This window comes from Amycolatopsis panacis (assembly GCF_003600245.1).
GTDB classification, from domain to species: domain Bacteria; phylum Actinomycetota; class Actinomycetes; order Mycobacteriales; family Pseudonocardiaceae; genus Amycolatopsis; species Amycolatopsis sulphurea.
Genome location: NZ_QZFV01000080.1, coordinates 26,695 through 40,620, shown reverse-complemented (window position 1 = coordinate 40,620; position 13,926 = coordinate 26,695). Strand labels below are relative to the sequence as shown.

General features: G+C 71.5%; 11 protein-coding genes and 2 pseudogenes. 8 read left to right on the top strand and 5 right to left on the bottom strand.

All coding sequences use genetic code 11. The annotated features are described in order from the left end of the window. Positions 1 to 123: 123 nt before the first annotated feature. On the top strand, positions 124 to 840 hold the full coding sequence (locus D5S19_RS14625) for a response regulator transcription factor (protein ID WP_098509311.1): 717 nt from the start codon (positions 124 to 126) through the stop codon (positions 838 to 840). A gap of 71 nt (positions 841 to 911) precedes the next feature. Beyond that, on the top strand, positions 912 to 2,174 hold the full coding sequence (locus tag D5S19_RS14620) for a ribonuclease D (protein WP_120023888.1): 1,263 nt from the start codon (positions 912 to 914) through the stop codon (positions 2,172 to 2,174). A 384-nt stretch (positions 2,175 to 2,558) separates the two neighbouring features. Here D5S19_RS14620 and D5S19_RS14615 read toward each other — a convergent pair whose 3' ends face one another. Next, on the bottom strand, positions 2,559 to 3,650 hold the full coding sequence (locus D5S19_RS14615) for a tetratricopeptide repeat protein (RefSeq protein ID WP_120023887.1): 1,092 nt from the start codon (positions 3,648 to 3,650) through the stop codon (positions 2,559 to 2,561). A gap of 61 nt (positions 3,651 to 3,711) precedes the next feature. Here D5S19_RS14615 and D5S19_RS14610 point away from each other — a divergent pair. After that, positions 3,712 to 3,933, top strand: a pseudogene (locus D5S19_RS14610) (hypothetical protein); the annotation flags it as partial. Between the two features lie 57 nt (positions 3,934 to 3,990). On the opposite strand, the gene D5S19_RS14605 reads toward D5S19_RS14610, so the two are convergent. Next, entirely contained in the window at positions 3,991 to 5,139 is a 1,149-nt protein-coding gene (locus tag D5S19_RS14605; RefSeq protein ID WP_120023886.1) for a sensor histidine kinase, read from the bottom strand. Then, entirely contained in the window at positions 5,136 to 5,807 is a 672-nt protein-coding gene (locus tag D5S19_RS14600; RefSeq protein WP_199730503.1) for a response regulator transcription factor, read from the bottom strand. Before D5S19_RS14600 ends, D5S19_RS14605 begins: the two co-directional genes overlap by 4 nt. Before the next feature lie 243 nt (positions 5,808 to 6,050). On the opposite strand from D5S19_RS14600, the gene D5S19_RS31990 reads away from it, so the two are divergent. From D5S19_RS31990 to D5S19_RS14590, 3 genes and pseudogenes are all read left to right on the top strand, one after another. Further along, positions 6,051 to 6,224: a hypothetical protein gene (locus D5S19_RS31990; RefSeq protein WP_158605537.1), complete on the top strand. Its 174-nt coding sequence runs from the start codon at positions 6,051 to 6,053 to the stop codon at positions 6,222 to 6,224. Next, the gene (locus D5S19_RS14595) at positions 6,221 to 7,864 is read left to right on the top strand and encodes a thiamine pyrophosphate-binding protein (protein ID WP_120023885.1); all 1,644 of its coding nucleotides are present in this window, start codon (positions 6,221 to 6,223) and stop codon (positions 7,862 to 7,864) included. The genes D5S19_RS31990 and D5S19_RS14595 overlap by 4 nt, the downstream gene beginning before the upstream one ends. Positions 7,865 to 8,005: 141 nt before the next feature. Then, a pseudogene (locus D5S19_RS14590) lies at positions 8,006 to 8,280 on the top strand (aldehyde dehydrogenase family protein); the annotation flags it as partial. Between the two features lie 35 nt (positions 8,281 to 8,315). Here the strand turns inward: D5S19_RS14590 and dxs are convergent. Further along, complete coding sequence (gene dxs, locus D5S19_RS14585) at positions 8,316 to 10,232, bottom strand: 1-deoxy-D-xylulose-5-phosphate synthase (RefSeq protein ID WP_120023884.1); 1,917 nt, start codon at positions 10,230 to 10,232, stop codon at positions 8,316 to 8,318. A 419-nt stretch (positions 10,233 to 10,651) separates the two neighbouring features. On the opposite strand from dxs, the gene D5S19_RS14575 reads away from it, so the two are divergent. After that, positions 10,652 to 12,181 carry an APC family permease gene (locus D5S19_RS14575; protein WP_120023919.1) on the top strand — a complete coding sequence of 510 codons (1,530 nt, stop codon included), beginning with the start codon at positions 10,652 to 10,654 and terminating at the stop codon, positions 12,179 to 12,181. Between the two features lie 67 nt (positions 12,182 to 12,248). Here the strand turns inward: D5S19_RS14575 and D5S19_RS14570 are convergent, their stop codons facing one another. Further along, positions 12,249 to 12,467 (bottom strand): hypothetical protein, encoded by a 219-nt coding sequence (locus D5S19_RS14570; RefSeq protein ID WP_147397398.1) that lies wholly within the window; start codon positions 12,465 to 12,467, stop codon positions 12,249 to 12,251. Between the two features lie 413 nt (positions 12,468 to 12,880). Here D5S19_RS14570 and D5S19_RS14560 point away from each other — a divergent pair, with 413 nt between their 5' ends. Continuing rightward, complete coding sequence (locus D5S19_RS14560; RefSeq protein WP_120023880.1) at positions 12,881 to 13,924, top strand: ABC transporter substrate-binding protein; 1,044 nt, start codon at positions 12,881 to 12,883, stop codon at positions 13,922 to 13,924. Positions 13,925 to 13,926 lie beyond the last annotated feature (2 nt).

Here is a 13,926-nt window from a genome sequence, read left to right as displayed (position 1 = left end):
ATGGCGTCCGGGCGGCTACAGTTCCTGGGACGACACCACTTTCGGTCTAAAGCTGGCGCGGCTGAACGGCCGAAGGTCCCGGTGCCGGTCGGGGGGCACGACCGACTCCAGGGAGGTAGTGACGTGGCTACCGTCGGCTTATCTCAGGCCGTCCGATCCACGCCAGCCGGTGCTTTGCCGGCGAGCATGGTTCCGCATCCGCGGGAAGAGCTTTTTTCCGTGTTGGTGGTCGATGACCACCCGTTGTTGAGGGAGGCAATCTCAGCACGACTCGCACAGATGGGTGCGGGCACCGTCCACGAAGCCGCCACGGTGGCCGAGGCGAGGGCGCGAGCACAGGCCACCGGCCCGTGCGACCTGGCGATCCTCGATCTCGGACTGCCGGACGGCAGCGGCATCGAGCTCGTGACCGAGCTGCGCAGCCACGGCTGGCCGCGTGTGGTGGTACTCGCATCCTCCGACGACCCGTACGCGGTGCGCTCCGCGTTTCAGGCCGGCGCGCAGGCGTACCTGCTCAAATCGGCCTCGCCGGTCGTCGTCACCGACGGCGTCCGCCGGGTGCTCGAGGGTGGCGTGTACGCCGACCCGAGCGTGGCTCCGGTCCTCGCGACCGGCACGCGGGTCGCAGGCACCGACAACACCCCGCGCGAGCTTTCCGCGCGCGAGGTGGAGGTCCTGCAGCTCGTCGCCGACGGGCAGTCGAACAAGGAGATCGGAGAGGAACTGTCCCTCTCCGCGCTCACCGTCAAGTCCCACCTCTCCCGGATCGGGCGCAAGCTCGGCACGGGGGACCGGGCGCAGATGGTCGCGCTGGCGATGCGGGCCGGCGTGATCCGCTGACGAGGACGGACCACATCCCTGCGGGGCGGGCGGACCAGGCGCGGCCGGCCCGTCCCGTAGGGTCGTCTTCCATGGGAACTGCACAGGCGGACGGAGCCCGGACCGGAGAATCCATCACCGAGGCGTCTGCTCCGCCGGTGCTGCTGCGCGAACCGGCCGAGGGCACCCCGCCGGTGGTCGAGGATCCGGGCGCGCTCGCCGAGGCCTGCGCGCGGCTGGCCGGCGGCACCGGCGCGGTCGCGGTGGACACCGAACGCGCCTCCGGCTACCGCTACTGGCCCAAGGCCTACCTCGTCCAGCTGCGCCGGGAGGGCGCCGGCACGGTGCTGGTCGACCCGATCGCGCTCGACGGCGGGCTGGGCCCGCTGCGCGCGGTCCTCAACGACGCCGAATGGGTGTTGCACGCCGCCTCCCAGGACCTGCCATGCCTGGCCGAGCTGGACCTGCACCCACTCTCACTGTTCGACACCGAACTCGCCGGGCGGCTGGCCGGCCACGAACGCGTCGCACTCGGCACGCTCGTGGAGAAGCTGCTCGGGTACACGCTGGAGAAGGGGCACAGCGCCGCGGACTGGTCGAAGCGGCCGTTGCCGGTCGACTGGCTCAACTACGCGGCGCTGGACGTCGAGCTGCTCAACGAGCTGCGTGCGGTCCTCGAAGCCGAGCTGGCCGACCAGGGCAAGCTGGAGTGGGCGCGGCAGGAGTTCGAGGCCGTACGCACCGCCCCGCCACACCCGCCGCGAGCCGAACCGTGGCGCCGGACCTCCGGGGTACACAAGATCCGCAACCCGCGCGGCCTCGCCATGGTGCGCGAGATGTGGCAGGCCCGCGACGAGCTGGCCCGCAAACGCGACCGCGCGCCGAGCCGTGTCCTGCCCGACAGCGCGATCATCAACGCGGTGACGGCCGATCCCAAGACCGTCGAGGAGCTGCAGGCGCTGCCCGTGTTCAGCGGACGCGTACAGCGCAAGTACACCGCCAGCTGGCTGCAGCACCTGCAGGCGGCGAAGACGCTGCCCACGAGTGAGCTGCCCTCGCCGTCCCAGCCCTCCGACGGCCCGCCCCCGGTCAACCGCTGGGCGGACAAGGACCCGGACGCGGCCGCCCGGCTGTCCGCGGCCCGCACCGCCCTGACCGCGATCGCGGAGGAACGGCGGCTGCCGGTGGAGAACCTGCTGCTGCCCGATCTGGTCCGCCGCACCTGCTGGAGACCGCCCGCCGACCTGTCCGAGGACAGCGTCGCCGAGACCCTCCGCGCCGGCGGCGCCCGGCCGTGGCAGCTTGAGCTGACCGTGGGCGTGCTGAGCAAGGCCCTGCACAGTACGGCTTCCTGACGGCCGTCTCCGCGGCCCTGGTGTGACAACCCGGGTCGCCCGGGATGCTGCGGGCCTGGGCCGTTCCCGGCCTCCTTGCCGCAACCGCGGCGCTCCGGTCGAACGCCTCGATCGGCGGCGCGAAGCCGTGTCCAGCGCCGTCTCGGCACAGCTACACCCTCAGCCGTCGACGGCAGTTCGACGGCGTACCGGGCCGCACAACTTCCGGCCTACCGCGGCAACCACGGCGAGAAGGCTCGGGCGAGCGCCCCCATCGGCCACGCATCACCAACGCCCTCTCCGCAGCCCACACTCTCCTGCCGGTCCGACGGCATCCCCAGCCACTCCCACCGACTCGCCACCACAACAGCGGTAGGAAGCGCACAAGCCCAGCTCACCCCAGCCTCAGCCGTCCGCACCTTCGCGCAGCCACTCCGCCGCCTCCACCGTGTCCGGATGCTCCGCCCCGAACACCTCCGTCAGCCCGGCCACCACCGCGGCCAGCTCGCGGTCCGCCTCCTCGTCCCGGCCTCGGGCGCGAGCGGTTCTGGCCAGGGTCGCCCGGAAGCCCAGCTTGAGCGGGTGCGCGTCGGGAAGGGCCGTCGACTCGACGAGACCGCCGGCGAGGTGCTCGGCCTGGTCGAGATCGCCGCTTTCCAGGCACGCGCGCGCCAGTTCGCCCGCCAGGCTCCAGGTCCGCGGAGACTCAGCCGGAGTCGCGGCGAGCAGCGAGCGGTACAGCACCGCCGCCTCCGCCGGTTCGCCCGCGCGACGCAGCACCGTGGCCAGCACCTCCACCGAATCCGCGGTCGGCCGGCGTTCGGCGAGAAGCCGGGCGGCCAGCCGGATTCCGTGGGCTTTCCCGCTTTCCGCCTTGATCAGCAGCTCGATCGCGCGGGCCTCGTCCTGCTCCTGCGGGGTGCTCGCGTGCGCGGCCAGCTCCTCGTGTAGCTGTTTGGCCTCTTCGAACCGGGCCAGGGTGCGCAGCACGCCCACTCTCCGGACCCCGGCTGCCACGGTCTCGGCCGCCGCCGGGCCGTACTGCGCCCGGCAGCCGTCGTGGTGCCGGTCGAGCACGGCCAGCGCACCGGGGTAATTCCCGGCCAGCGAAAGCATTTCCGACAGCATGACCTGCGCCTGCAGGGTGGCGGGATCACCGGGACCGACCGCGGCCACATAACGCTCCACAGTGGACTCCAGCAGGTCGAGCCCCGCGGCGATCCGGCCCTGCGCGGCGCGGGCCACGGCCAGGTTCGTCCACGCGCCGAGGGTGCCCGGGTCCTGTTCCCCCGCCACCCGGACCTGGACCTCGGCCAGCGCCGTGTAGTGCTCCTCCGCGGCGGGCCAGTCACCGGTTCCGACCAGCAGAAGGCCAAGCCGGTGCCGCAGCGCCATGGCCTCGGGGCTCTCCTGATCGGCTCGTTTGGCCAGCGCTTTGCGCACCTTCGCCAGCTCGGCCGCCTGCTTGCGTGCGCTGTTCGCCCGGAATAGCCCCATCGCCGTCCCCCCGTCCGGATCGCTTCGGACCAGTGTGCCGCAGGCCACCTTCCCCGGGAGTGTGCGCTGCCCCACTCACCCGGACCCGGCCGACGAGGGGGCGAACACCGCGGAAGAAGCGGCGTTCCCGGACGAGGTCGTCACCAAGGCGACCACGCGCCCGGTCACCGTGCCTGGTCTGGACAAGCCGGTCGCACTGATCACTGTGGACAATGGGGACGGCATCCGGCCGAACACCTTCGGCCCGCAGGGCCTGGTCTCGCTGGACGAGGCGTTCGCCGCCGGCGCGGGAGATCGCGCAGACCGGGCAAGGTTCTCCGGCGGCTGATCGAGGTGAGGGTCAGAGCCCCGCGGCACCGGAGTGCTCCGGTGCCGGGAGGCGGATGGTGATCGCCAGTCCCCCGCCGACCACCGGTTCCGCGGCGATCGTCCCGCTGTGTGCCTGGACCGCGGCGCGCACGATGGACAGGCCCAGGCCGGCGCCGGAGCGGGCGGTGCGGGCCACTCCGGCGCGGCGGAAGGGTTCGAACAGCTCCGGGACCGCCGCGGGGTCGAGCAGTCCGCCCGAGGAGCGCACGCGCAGGGTGGACCACTGCGCGCCGGCCTCGGTGGCGACCTCGATCCAGCCGCCGTCGACGTTGTGCCGCACCGCGTTCTCCACCAGGTTTCCGGCGATGCGTTCGAGCAGGGCCGGGTCGCCGACGGTGAGCGCGGCCGGGGTGTCCAGCGTGACGCGCAGGCCGCGGTGCTCCGCTTCGGCGCGCACGGCCGCCCAGGCCCGCGCCACGACGGTGGCCAGGTCCACGGGTTCGCGGACCACCAGCCCGGCGCCATCGGTGCGGGCGAGCAGCAGCAGGGAGTTCACCATCCGGCCGGCCCGGTCCGTCGCGTCCAGCACCACGCCGGCCATCCGCCGGAACTCGGCCTCGTCCGCGTGTTCGTCGGACAGCGTGACGTCCAGCTCGGTCCGGATCACCGACAGCGGGGTGCGCAGTTCGTGGCTCGCGTTGGCCACGAAGTGCCGCTGCGCGTCGAACGCGGCCTGCAGCCGGTCGAGCATGTCGTCGAAGGTGCGGGCCAGCTCGGCCAGCTCGTCGCGCGCGCGGATCTCGCCGATACGCTCGCCCAGCGATTCCACCGACAGCCGCCGTGCGGTGCCGGTGATCTCGCGCAGCGGCCGCAGCACGCGCGAGGTGAACGTCCAGGCCAGGATCGCCGCCGCGGCCACCACGAAGCAGAATGCCAATGAGCCGAACACCAGGACCCGGTTCACCGCGTGCTGGCGCAGGTGCTGGGCGAGCGTGGAGGCGTCCACGTCCACCCCGTCCACCCGCACCAGGGTGCCGGGCGGCAGGTGCGGTACCGCGTCCACCGCGTCGCCGACCAGCGTCCAGGCCAGCCAGAGCAGCAGCAGCCCGGCCGCGGCGACCAGCACGGTGGCGAGCACGGTGACCCGGACCCGCAGGCTCCGGGCGCCGGACGGCCTCACCCGGCGGCGTCCACCGGCACCCGGTAGCCCGAGCCGACCACGGTCTCGATGATGCCGGGTTCGCCGAGCTTCTTGCGCAGGGTCATCACGGTCACCCGCACGGTCGTGGTGAACGGGTCGGCGTTCTCGTCCCAGACCCGCTCCAGCAGTTCCTCGCTGCTGACCACCGAACCCGCGGCGGACAGCAGCACCTCGAGCACGCCGAACTCCTTGCGGGTCAGCTCGATCGGCCCGCTCGCCCGGCGCACCGTGCGCTTGGCCGGGTCCAGCTCCACGTCGCCCGCGGTGAGCAGCGGCGGCGCGGCCGGGGTGGCGCGGCGGCCCAGCGCGCGCACCCGGGCCACCAGTTCCGGGAAGGCGAACGGCTTGGCCAGGTAGTCGTCCGCGCCGAGGGACAGCCCGTCCACCCGGTCGGAGACCGAACTGCTCGCGGTGAGCATCAGCACCCGGGTCAGCTCGCCGGAGGCGACGATCTCGCGGCACAGCTCGTCCCCGGACATCCCGGGCAGATCGCGGTCGAGCAGGACCACGTCGTACCGGGTGACCGCGGACTTCTCGTGCCCGTCGTCCCCGGTGAGCGCCACGTCCACCGCCATGCCCTCGCGGCGCAGCCCGCGGGCGATCGCATCGGCCAGTGGCTCTTCGTCTTCGACTACCAGAACTCGCACCAGACCACAATCCCACAGTTTCCTGAGAGTGCCTGAGAGACCTCAGTGGACATTCCGGGGAACGCCGTGGATGGCTTGGGGACCGGGTGCCGCGACGTTGGCGAAATGCTCGAAGACGGGCGGGTCCGCGGCAAGTCTGGTCGTATACGTCACAGTCGGCTTCGGCACGCCGCGGGACGCCGGAGGGCATTCTCGCGGGGTGGCCGAGACCGAAGTCCTTCCGACGAGACAGGAGTTGCCCAGGTGAGTGATCTTCCCCCGGTCGGCCCACCCGGCTCGTCACCTGTGCCGCGCAACGCCGGTTTCGTGAACTTCGCCCGGCTGCCGCGGCAGGACGAGGTGTCACAGCCGGAGATCGCCGCATCCCACGCCGCTTACGACCTCGTGAGCCTGATGTCCTGGGGGAAGTCCGCATGACTCGCATCGGTGGTGACGTCGTCGTCGAGACGCTGCGCGCGCTCGGCGCGGACACTGTGTTCGGCCTGCCCGGGCAGCACGCGCTCGGCCTGTTCGAAGCCCTTCGCCGGGCCGACGGTCTCCGTGTCGTCGGCTCGCGAGTGGAGAACAACCTCGCCTTCGCCGCAGACGGCCACGCGCGCGCCCGGCTGGCCGCGAATCCGGAAGGAGCCGTCCCGGTGACGCCGATGATCGTGTCGACCGGCCCGGGCGCGTTGCTCACTTTGGCTTCCCTGCAGGAATCGCGGGCGGCGTCGGTGCCCGTGCTCGGCATCTCCAGCCAGGTCCCGGTCGCCGGGCTGGGCGGCGGACAGCACGGCTACCTGCACGAACTGCCCGACCAGCAGGCGAGTTTCCGCGACGTGGTCAAGTCGGTGTACGTCGTCGGCTCGGCGAGCCAGATCCCGACCGCGCTGCGCGAAGCCTGGACTGTCGCGGCGACCGCGCCGTACGGCCCGGTGTGGGTGGAGATCCCTGAGGACGTCCTGCTCGCCGAAGCCGCGCTGCCGCCGTTGACCGCCGTCACAGCCTCTCCCCCGCCGCTGGAGCCGCTGCCGGAGCTGGTCGCCGAAGCAGCGAAGGTGTTGGGCGGCGCGAAGAATCCGATAATCCTCGCCGGTGGCGGCACACTGCGCTCCGGTGCGTACGCCGAGCTGCGCGAACTCGCCGAAGCGCTGCGGGCGCCTGTCGTGTCCACCTTCGGTGGCAAGGGCGTGTTCGCCTGGGATCACCCGCTCTCCGCGCGGTCGTGGCTGGAGGATTGGCACACCACGGAATTCCTCGCCGACGCAGACGTGCTCCTGGTGCTCGGTTCCGGGCTCGGCGAGCTGTCCAGCAACTATCGGGAGTTCGCCCCACGCGGCCGGCTCGTTCAGGTCGAAGCCGAACTCGGGAAGCTGGAGTCCAACTATCCGGCGCTCGCACTGCACGCCGACGTCCGGGCGACGTTGCGGGCACTCCTGCCGCAGCTTCCTGCGCGTCCCACGGACGGCCGCGCCGAGGCTGCCGTGAAGGATCTTCTCGCCCGCGTCGAGTCCAGATTGGACGGGCAGCCGTTAGCCGCCGAGCGGAAACTGATCGAGGACGTGCGCGCGGCGCTCCCTGAAGGCACACAGTCCTTCTGGGACATGACGATCGCGGCGTACTGGGCGTGGTCGGCGTGGAACCCCGACGGCCTGCCGATCCACACCGCGCAGGGTGCAGGCGGGCTCGGTTACGGACTCCCCGGCGCGCTCGGGGCCGCAGCAGCCGGCGTACGCGCGCTCGCCGTCTCTGGGGACGGCGGAGCAATGTACGGCCTGTCGGAGCTGGCAACCGCCGTACAACACCGTCTCGACGTCACGTGGCTGCTGATCGACGACGGTGGCTACGGCATCCTTCGCGAGTATCTGACCGACGCATTCGGCGAAACCACTGCGACAGAGCTGGCCAGGCCGGACTTCGTCACGCTCGCGGAGTCGTTCGGCGTCCCGGCCCGACGCTCGTCGCTCGACACCGTACGCGGTGATCTCGCCGAAGCCGTGCGTACGCCGGGGCCGTCCGTCGTCGTGCTGCCGGCGGTTCTGAAGATGTTCGCCCCCACTCATCTGAAGCACCCGTGATCCGCAACTTCATCGACGGCGCGCGCCAGCCGGCGCGCCAGGGACGCTTGAGCTGACCGATCCGGCAACCGGTGCGATCGTGGGCCACAGCGTCCTCTCCGGACAGTCTGAAGTGGACGCTGTACTGTACGCTGCGTCGCTGGCTTTCAGCTGACACCGACCGTCGTGTCCGGGCTGCGCCAGGACGACGAGCTGGTGCAGGAAGAAGTCTTCGCACCCGTGGTGACCGTACAGCCGTTCACCGACGAGACCGAAGCGCTCGAAATGGCCAACGGCGTCCCGTACGGCCTGGCTTCTTCGGTCTGGACCAACGACGTCGCCCGCGTACATCGCCTTTCACGCGCGGCAAGGACCTCTCGGCGTACTCCTTCGCCGAGTACACCCGCGTGAAGCACGTGATGACGCGCTTCGCATGAGGGGCGAAGATTCCACCTTCGCCCCCAAAAACAGGTCAGGTACGGGGCTGCTCGTCCGCCGTCTCGGACACGTCGCTGCCCAGGCGGCCGGAGGCCCACTCAGTGATCCGGCGGGCCACGTCCTGCGCGGTCAGGCCCACCCGGTCCAGCACCTCGTCTCGCGATCCGTGCTCGTGGAACGACTGTGGCACCGCCAGGTCACGCAGCGGGACGTCGCAGTCCGCGTCGCGCAAGACCGCGGCCAGCGCGGAACCGAAGCCGCCGTGGCGTCCGCTGTCCTCCACCGTCACCACGAGCTTGTGCTGCTCGGCCAGCGCGACCAGCTCCGCGGGCACCGGGACCACCCAGCGCGGGTCCGCCACCGTGACGCCGATGCCCTGATCGGCCAGCCGGCCCGAAGCCTCCAGCGCGAGCTTCGCGAACGCGCCCACGGCGACCAGCAGCACGTCTGCCGAGCCCTGCGGACGACGCAGGAGGTCGACCGTGCCCAGACGCTCCACAGCGGGTACGTCCGGGCCGACGCTGCCCTTCGAGAAGCGCAGCGCGGTCGGGCCGTCCTGCACCGCGACCGCTTCGCGCAGCTCCTCGCGCAGCGTGCCCGGGTCACGCGGAGCGGCCACCCGCATCCCGGGCACCATGCCCAGCAGCGACAGGTCCCACATCCCGTGGTGGCTCGGGCCGTCCGGGCCGGTGATGCCCGCCCGGTCCAGCACCAGGGTGACCGGCTGGCGGTGCAGGGCCACGTCCATCAGCACCTGGTCGAACGCACGGTTGAGGAACGTCGAGTACACCGCCACCACCGGGTGGTAGCCGCCCATCGCGAGCCCGGCCGCCGAGGTCACCGCGTGCTGCTCGGCGATGCCCACGTCGAACCAGCGGTCCGGGAACCGCTCGGCGAACTTCTCCAGCCCGGTCGAGCGCAGCATCGCCGCGGTGATCGCCACCACGTCCTCGCGCTCCGCGCCGATCTTCACCAGCTCTTCGCCGAACACCCCGGTCCAGCTCGGGCCCTTCACCGGCGGCAGGCCGGTCTCCGGATCGATCGGATCGGTCTGGTGCATCTGGTCGGCCTGGTGGTTCACCGCGGGCGCGTACCCGTGGCCCTTCTCGGTGACCACGTGCACGATCACCGCGCCGCCGAAGGCCCGCGCGCTCTGGAACGCCTTCTCCAGCGCGGCCAGGTCGTGCCCGTCCACCGGACCGAGGTACTTCAGGCCCAGATCGGAGAACATCACCTGCGGGCTCAGCGCGTCCTTGATGCCGGCCTTCGCGGCGTGCAGCGCGGCGTAGAGCGGCTTGCCCACCACCGGCGTGCTGCGCAGGATCTCGCGGCCGCCGTCGAGCAGCCGCTCGTAGCCGGGCTGCAGCCGCAGCGCGGCCAGATGGTCGGCCATCCCGCCGATGGTCGGCGAGTAGGACCGGCCGTTGTCGTTGACCACGATGACCAGCGGGCGGTCCTTGTGCGCGGCGATGTTGTTCAGCGCCTCCCAGCACATCCCGCCGGTCAGCGCCCCGTCGCCGACCACCGCGATCGCGTGCCGGCGCGGCCCGCCGGCCAGCTCGAAGGCCTTCGCCAGCCCGTCCACATAGGACAGTGCGGTGGAGGCGTGGCTGTTCTCCACCAGGTCGTGCTCGCTCTCGCCGCGGCACGGGTAGCCGGTCGGCCCGCCCTGCTGGCGCAGCCGGTCGAAGCCGGGGTGCCGGCCGGTCACGATCTTGTGCACGTAGGACTGGTGCCCGACGTCCCAGATGATCGCGTCCCGCGGCGAGTCGAACACCCGGTGCAGGGCCAGGGTCAGCTCCACCACCCCGAGGTTCGGCCCGAGGTGCCCGCCGGAGCGGCGCACCTTGTCGACGAGAAAGTCCCTGATCTCGGCCGCCAGCTCGCCGAGGTCCTCGACGCTCAGGCGCTTCAGGTCCGCCGGTCCCCGCACCGAGTCCAGCATCGTCACAGCTCCACCTCGTCCGTTCCCGCTCGCTGTCCGCTTCGTCCGCCGGTTCCGGCCAGTCTACGGACGCCCGCCAGCACCGCCGCGGCCACGGCGGCACGAGTCACAACGTCCCACGTAAGAGCAACTGCACGACCGGGCGAATTGTAACCTCGCCCGGCCAGCGCGCGGTCACCCCGCGTCGCCGAGATACTCCCCTTCGATCACCCGGTACGAGAGGATCCCATGGTGGAGGTGCCCATCGGCGGCGAACGGGTGGATGCGCGCGCAGGCGGGCGAAGCGAGATCCGCCGTCCGGCGGAGGGCGCTCTGGTCCGCGCGGCGGCCCGGCCCGTGGCGAACCGGCCGCCCGGCCGGGGACCCCCCGGGCAGTTCGCTCCGGAATCCGCGAACCCCGATCCCCACCGGAAGGAACCGTGCCGTTGAGCGACTCCGGCGACCGTGAACTGAACGAGTTCGGCTACACCAACCAGCTCAGGAGAACCCTCGGCGGCTTCCACACCTTCGCCGCCGGGATCAGCTACATCTCGGTGCTCACCGGCGTCTTCCAGCTGTCCTACCTCGGTCTTTCCGAGGGCGGGCCGGCGTACTGGTGGTCCTGGCCCGCGGTCTTCGCCGGTCAGCTGATGGTGGCGCTGTGCTTCGCCGAACTGGCCGCGCACTATCCGGTGGCGGGCTCGGTCTACAACTGGGCGAAGAAGCTCAGCAACCCGCATCTGGCCTGGATGGCGGGCTGGATGATGCTGCTCGCCTCGATCGTCTCGATCTCCGCGACCGCGCTGGCGTACCAGCGCACGCTGCCGCAGATCTCGTCGTTCTTCCAGTTCATCGGTGACGGCACGGGCACCAGCGACGCGGCCAACGGCGTGCTGCTGGCCGCTCTGCTGATCGTGTTCACGACGCTGGTCAACGCGTTCGGCGTCAAGCTGATGGCCCGGATCAACAGCGCCGGAGTGTTCGTGGAGCTGCTGTTCGCGGTGCTGCTGGTGGTGTTCCTGGCCTTCCACCTCGTGCGCGGGCCGGGTGTGGTGACCGAGACCAACGGCACCGGCGCCGGGCACGCGGGCGGCTACCTCGGCGCGTTCCTCATCGCGGGCATCGCCTCCTCGTACGTGATGTACGGCTTCGACACCGCGGCGTCGCTCGGCGAGGAATCGCTGAACCCGCACCGCAACGCGCCGAAGGCGATCATGCGCGCGCTGATCGCCTCGTTCCTGCTGGGCGGGCTGATCATCCTGTTCGCGCTGATGGCGGTCGGCGACATCCACGCACCCGAACTCGGCACGGCCGGCCTCCAGTACGTGCTCACCGACGCGCTCGGTCCGGCGGTCGGCCGGATGTTCCTGTTCGTGGTGTTCATCGCGATCACCGTGTGCGTGCTGGCGGTGCACACCGCGGCGATCCGGATCGCCTTCGCGATGGCACGGGACAACGCGCTGCCCTGCGGTTCGAAACTGGCCCGGGTCACCGAGAAGACCGGCACCCCGGTGCTGCCCGCGATCGTGATCGGCGTGCTCGCGGTCGCGCTGCTGCTGGTCAACATCGACTCGACGCAGATCTTCTCCGCCGTGACCAGCCTGGCGATCATCCTGATCTACCTGTCCTACCTGCTGGTGACGGTGCCCATGCTGGTCCGCAGGCTGCGCGGCGGCTGGCCACGCGAGGACGCCCCGCCGGGCCGGTTCTCCCTCGGCCGCTGGGGCCTGCCGGTGAACGTGCTCGCCGTGCTCTGGGGCGGCGTGATGACGATCAACCTGGCCTGGCCCCGCAACGAGATCTACAACGCGTCCCCGCCCTATCACTGGTACCTGCAGTGGATCTCGGTGCTGTTCGTCGGCGTGTTCGCGGCCGGAGGCTTCGCCTACTACTGGTTCGTGCAACGGCACCGGATCGGAGTGCTGGCCGATCACGCCGCCCCGGCCGCGGGCGGGCCGGAAGAGGGTTCCCGGTAAGGACAGACCGTCCTGTCCCGGGGGCAGGACGGTCTCCTCGGCGAAGCCGGTCAGCCGGACCGAGGGGTCACGGCTCCGGCACCGTCGCAGCTGCCAGTGCCCGCCGGCGGATCCGTTCGAGCGCTGTGTCCTTTTCGGACGCCCCGGCACGCGGCTGCGGGCCGCCGAAGGCCTGGCAGTCGATCTGCGTGCCGAACCCGGTCGCCCGCGGATCGAAACCGGCCAGGTCGTGGTACTTGCCCAGCTCACCGAGGCGGCTCGTGCCCACCTGCTCGGGCAACTTCATCCCCGGCCCGCCGGGGATGAAGCACCAGCACCCCGCGCCGGTCCGCCGGATCGGAAGCCGGGATCGACCGCCCGCCCGGCTGGGCGTAGTCGACCGGCACGGTCACCGAGGCGCATTCGGCGCTCGTGCCGGCCAGGAAGGAGCCGGCTGCGCGCGCGGAGTCCATTTCAGCGGCGCGCCCTCCGCAGGCGCCGCGAACCCCAGACTCGTCATCCCCATGACCACACTCGCCAGCGCCATGTTCCTGAGTAAGGCCATGTCACCCCTCCTCGAACGGGATCGGCCGCGCGGCAACGGATCGTGCAGCCTTCCTCCGGACAGTCGGGATGCCCCCCAGCTCGTTTATGAGCACGGTCACAGCGGGTTCACTCCCGAGGGTTGAAAGTCAGGCAAACCTTACCTAATATCCGCGCATGCCCGCTTGGAGATCGGCCGACGCCGCCCGTCCCCCGCTGCCCCGCGCAGGCCTCGGACGGCGGGATTTCCTGCGGGCCGCGACGGCGTTGTCGGCCACCGCCACGCTCGCCGCCTGCAGCGGCCGCTCCGGGGCTCCCGAAGGCGAGGCCGGTCCGGGCTACCCGGTCGACGTGCGCGGAGTTCAGGGCACCGCGACCGTGCCCCGGCGGCCGGAGCGGGTCGTTTCGGTGGGCCAGTACCGCGATACCGACGCAGCCGTGGCGCTCGGGGTGGCCCCGCTGCTCACCCCGGATCTGAGCAAGTTCCTGCCGGGCGGGCTCTCGCCGTGGCTCAAGGCCCGTGCCGGGGACCGCCTGCCGGAGCTGTTCGCCGACGTGGAGCTGCCGTTCGAACGGATCGCCGCGGCACGCCCGGACCTCATCCTCGGCACCGACCGGTCGACTCTGGCCCGCGATTACCGCACGCGCAGCGGAATCGCGCCCACGATCTCGCCCGCGGCGGGCTACAACAAGGACACCTGGCAGGTCACCACCCGCCGGATCGGCGCCGCGCTCGGCCGGTCCGCCGACGCCGAACGGCTCGTCACCGACGTGGAACACCGGATCACCGCGGCGAAACAGGCCCATCCCGGGTTCGCCGGCCGGACCTTCACCATCGGCCCGGTGGTCGCGGACGGCACGGTCACCACCATCAGCAGCGCACAGGACTCGTCCGCGCTGTTCCTGGGGCAGCTGGGACTCGTGCTGTCGCCGAAGGTCACCGCGCTGCCGCAGACCTCGATTCCCGGCCGCTCGCAGATCAGCCCGGAAAGGCTCGACCTGCTCGATGCCGACGTGCTCGTCCTGACGTACGCCACGCCGGAGAGCCGCAAGCGTCTGGAGGCCGAACCGCTGTTCCAGCGCATCCCTGCCGTGCAACGCGGCGCGTACGTGCCGCTGGAGATGACCACGGCGATCGCGCTCGCCTTCCCGACCGCGCTGAGCGTGCCGTACGGGCTGCAGGAGTGCGTACCGAAGCTCGCCGCCGCACTCGCCCGCTGACG

Excerpts from the sequence above, each read along its gene's own strand:
- D5S19_RS14595 (WP_120023885.1), top strand. The coding sequence starts at position 6,221 with ATGACTCGCATCGGTGGTGACGTCGTCGTCGAGACGCTGCGCGCGCTC.
- D5S19_RS14570 (WP_147397398.1), bottom strand. The coding sequence starts at position 12,467 with ATGAAGTTGCCCGAGCAGGTGGGCACGAGCCGCCTCGGTGAGCTGGGC.
- D5S19_RS14615 (WP_120023887.1), bottom strand. The coding sequence starts at position 3,650 with ATGGGGCTATTCCGGGCGAACAGCGCACGCAAGCAGGCGGCCGAGCTG.
- D5S19_RS14620 (WP_120023888.1), top strand. The coding sequence starts at position 912 with ATGGGAACTGCACAGGCGGACGGAGCCCGGACCGGAGAATCCATCACC.
- D5S19_RS14560 (WP_120023880.1), top strand. The coding sequence starts at position 12,881 with ATGCCCGCTTGGAGATCGGCCGACGCCGCCCGTCCCCCGCTGCCCCGC.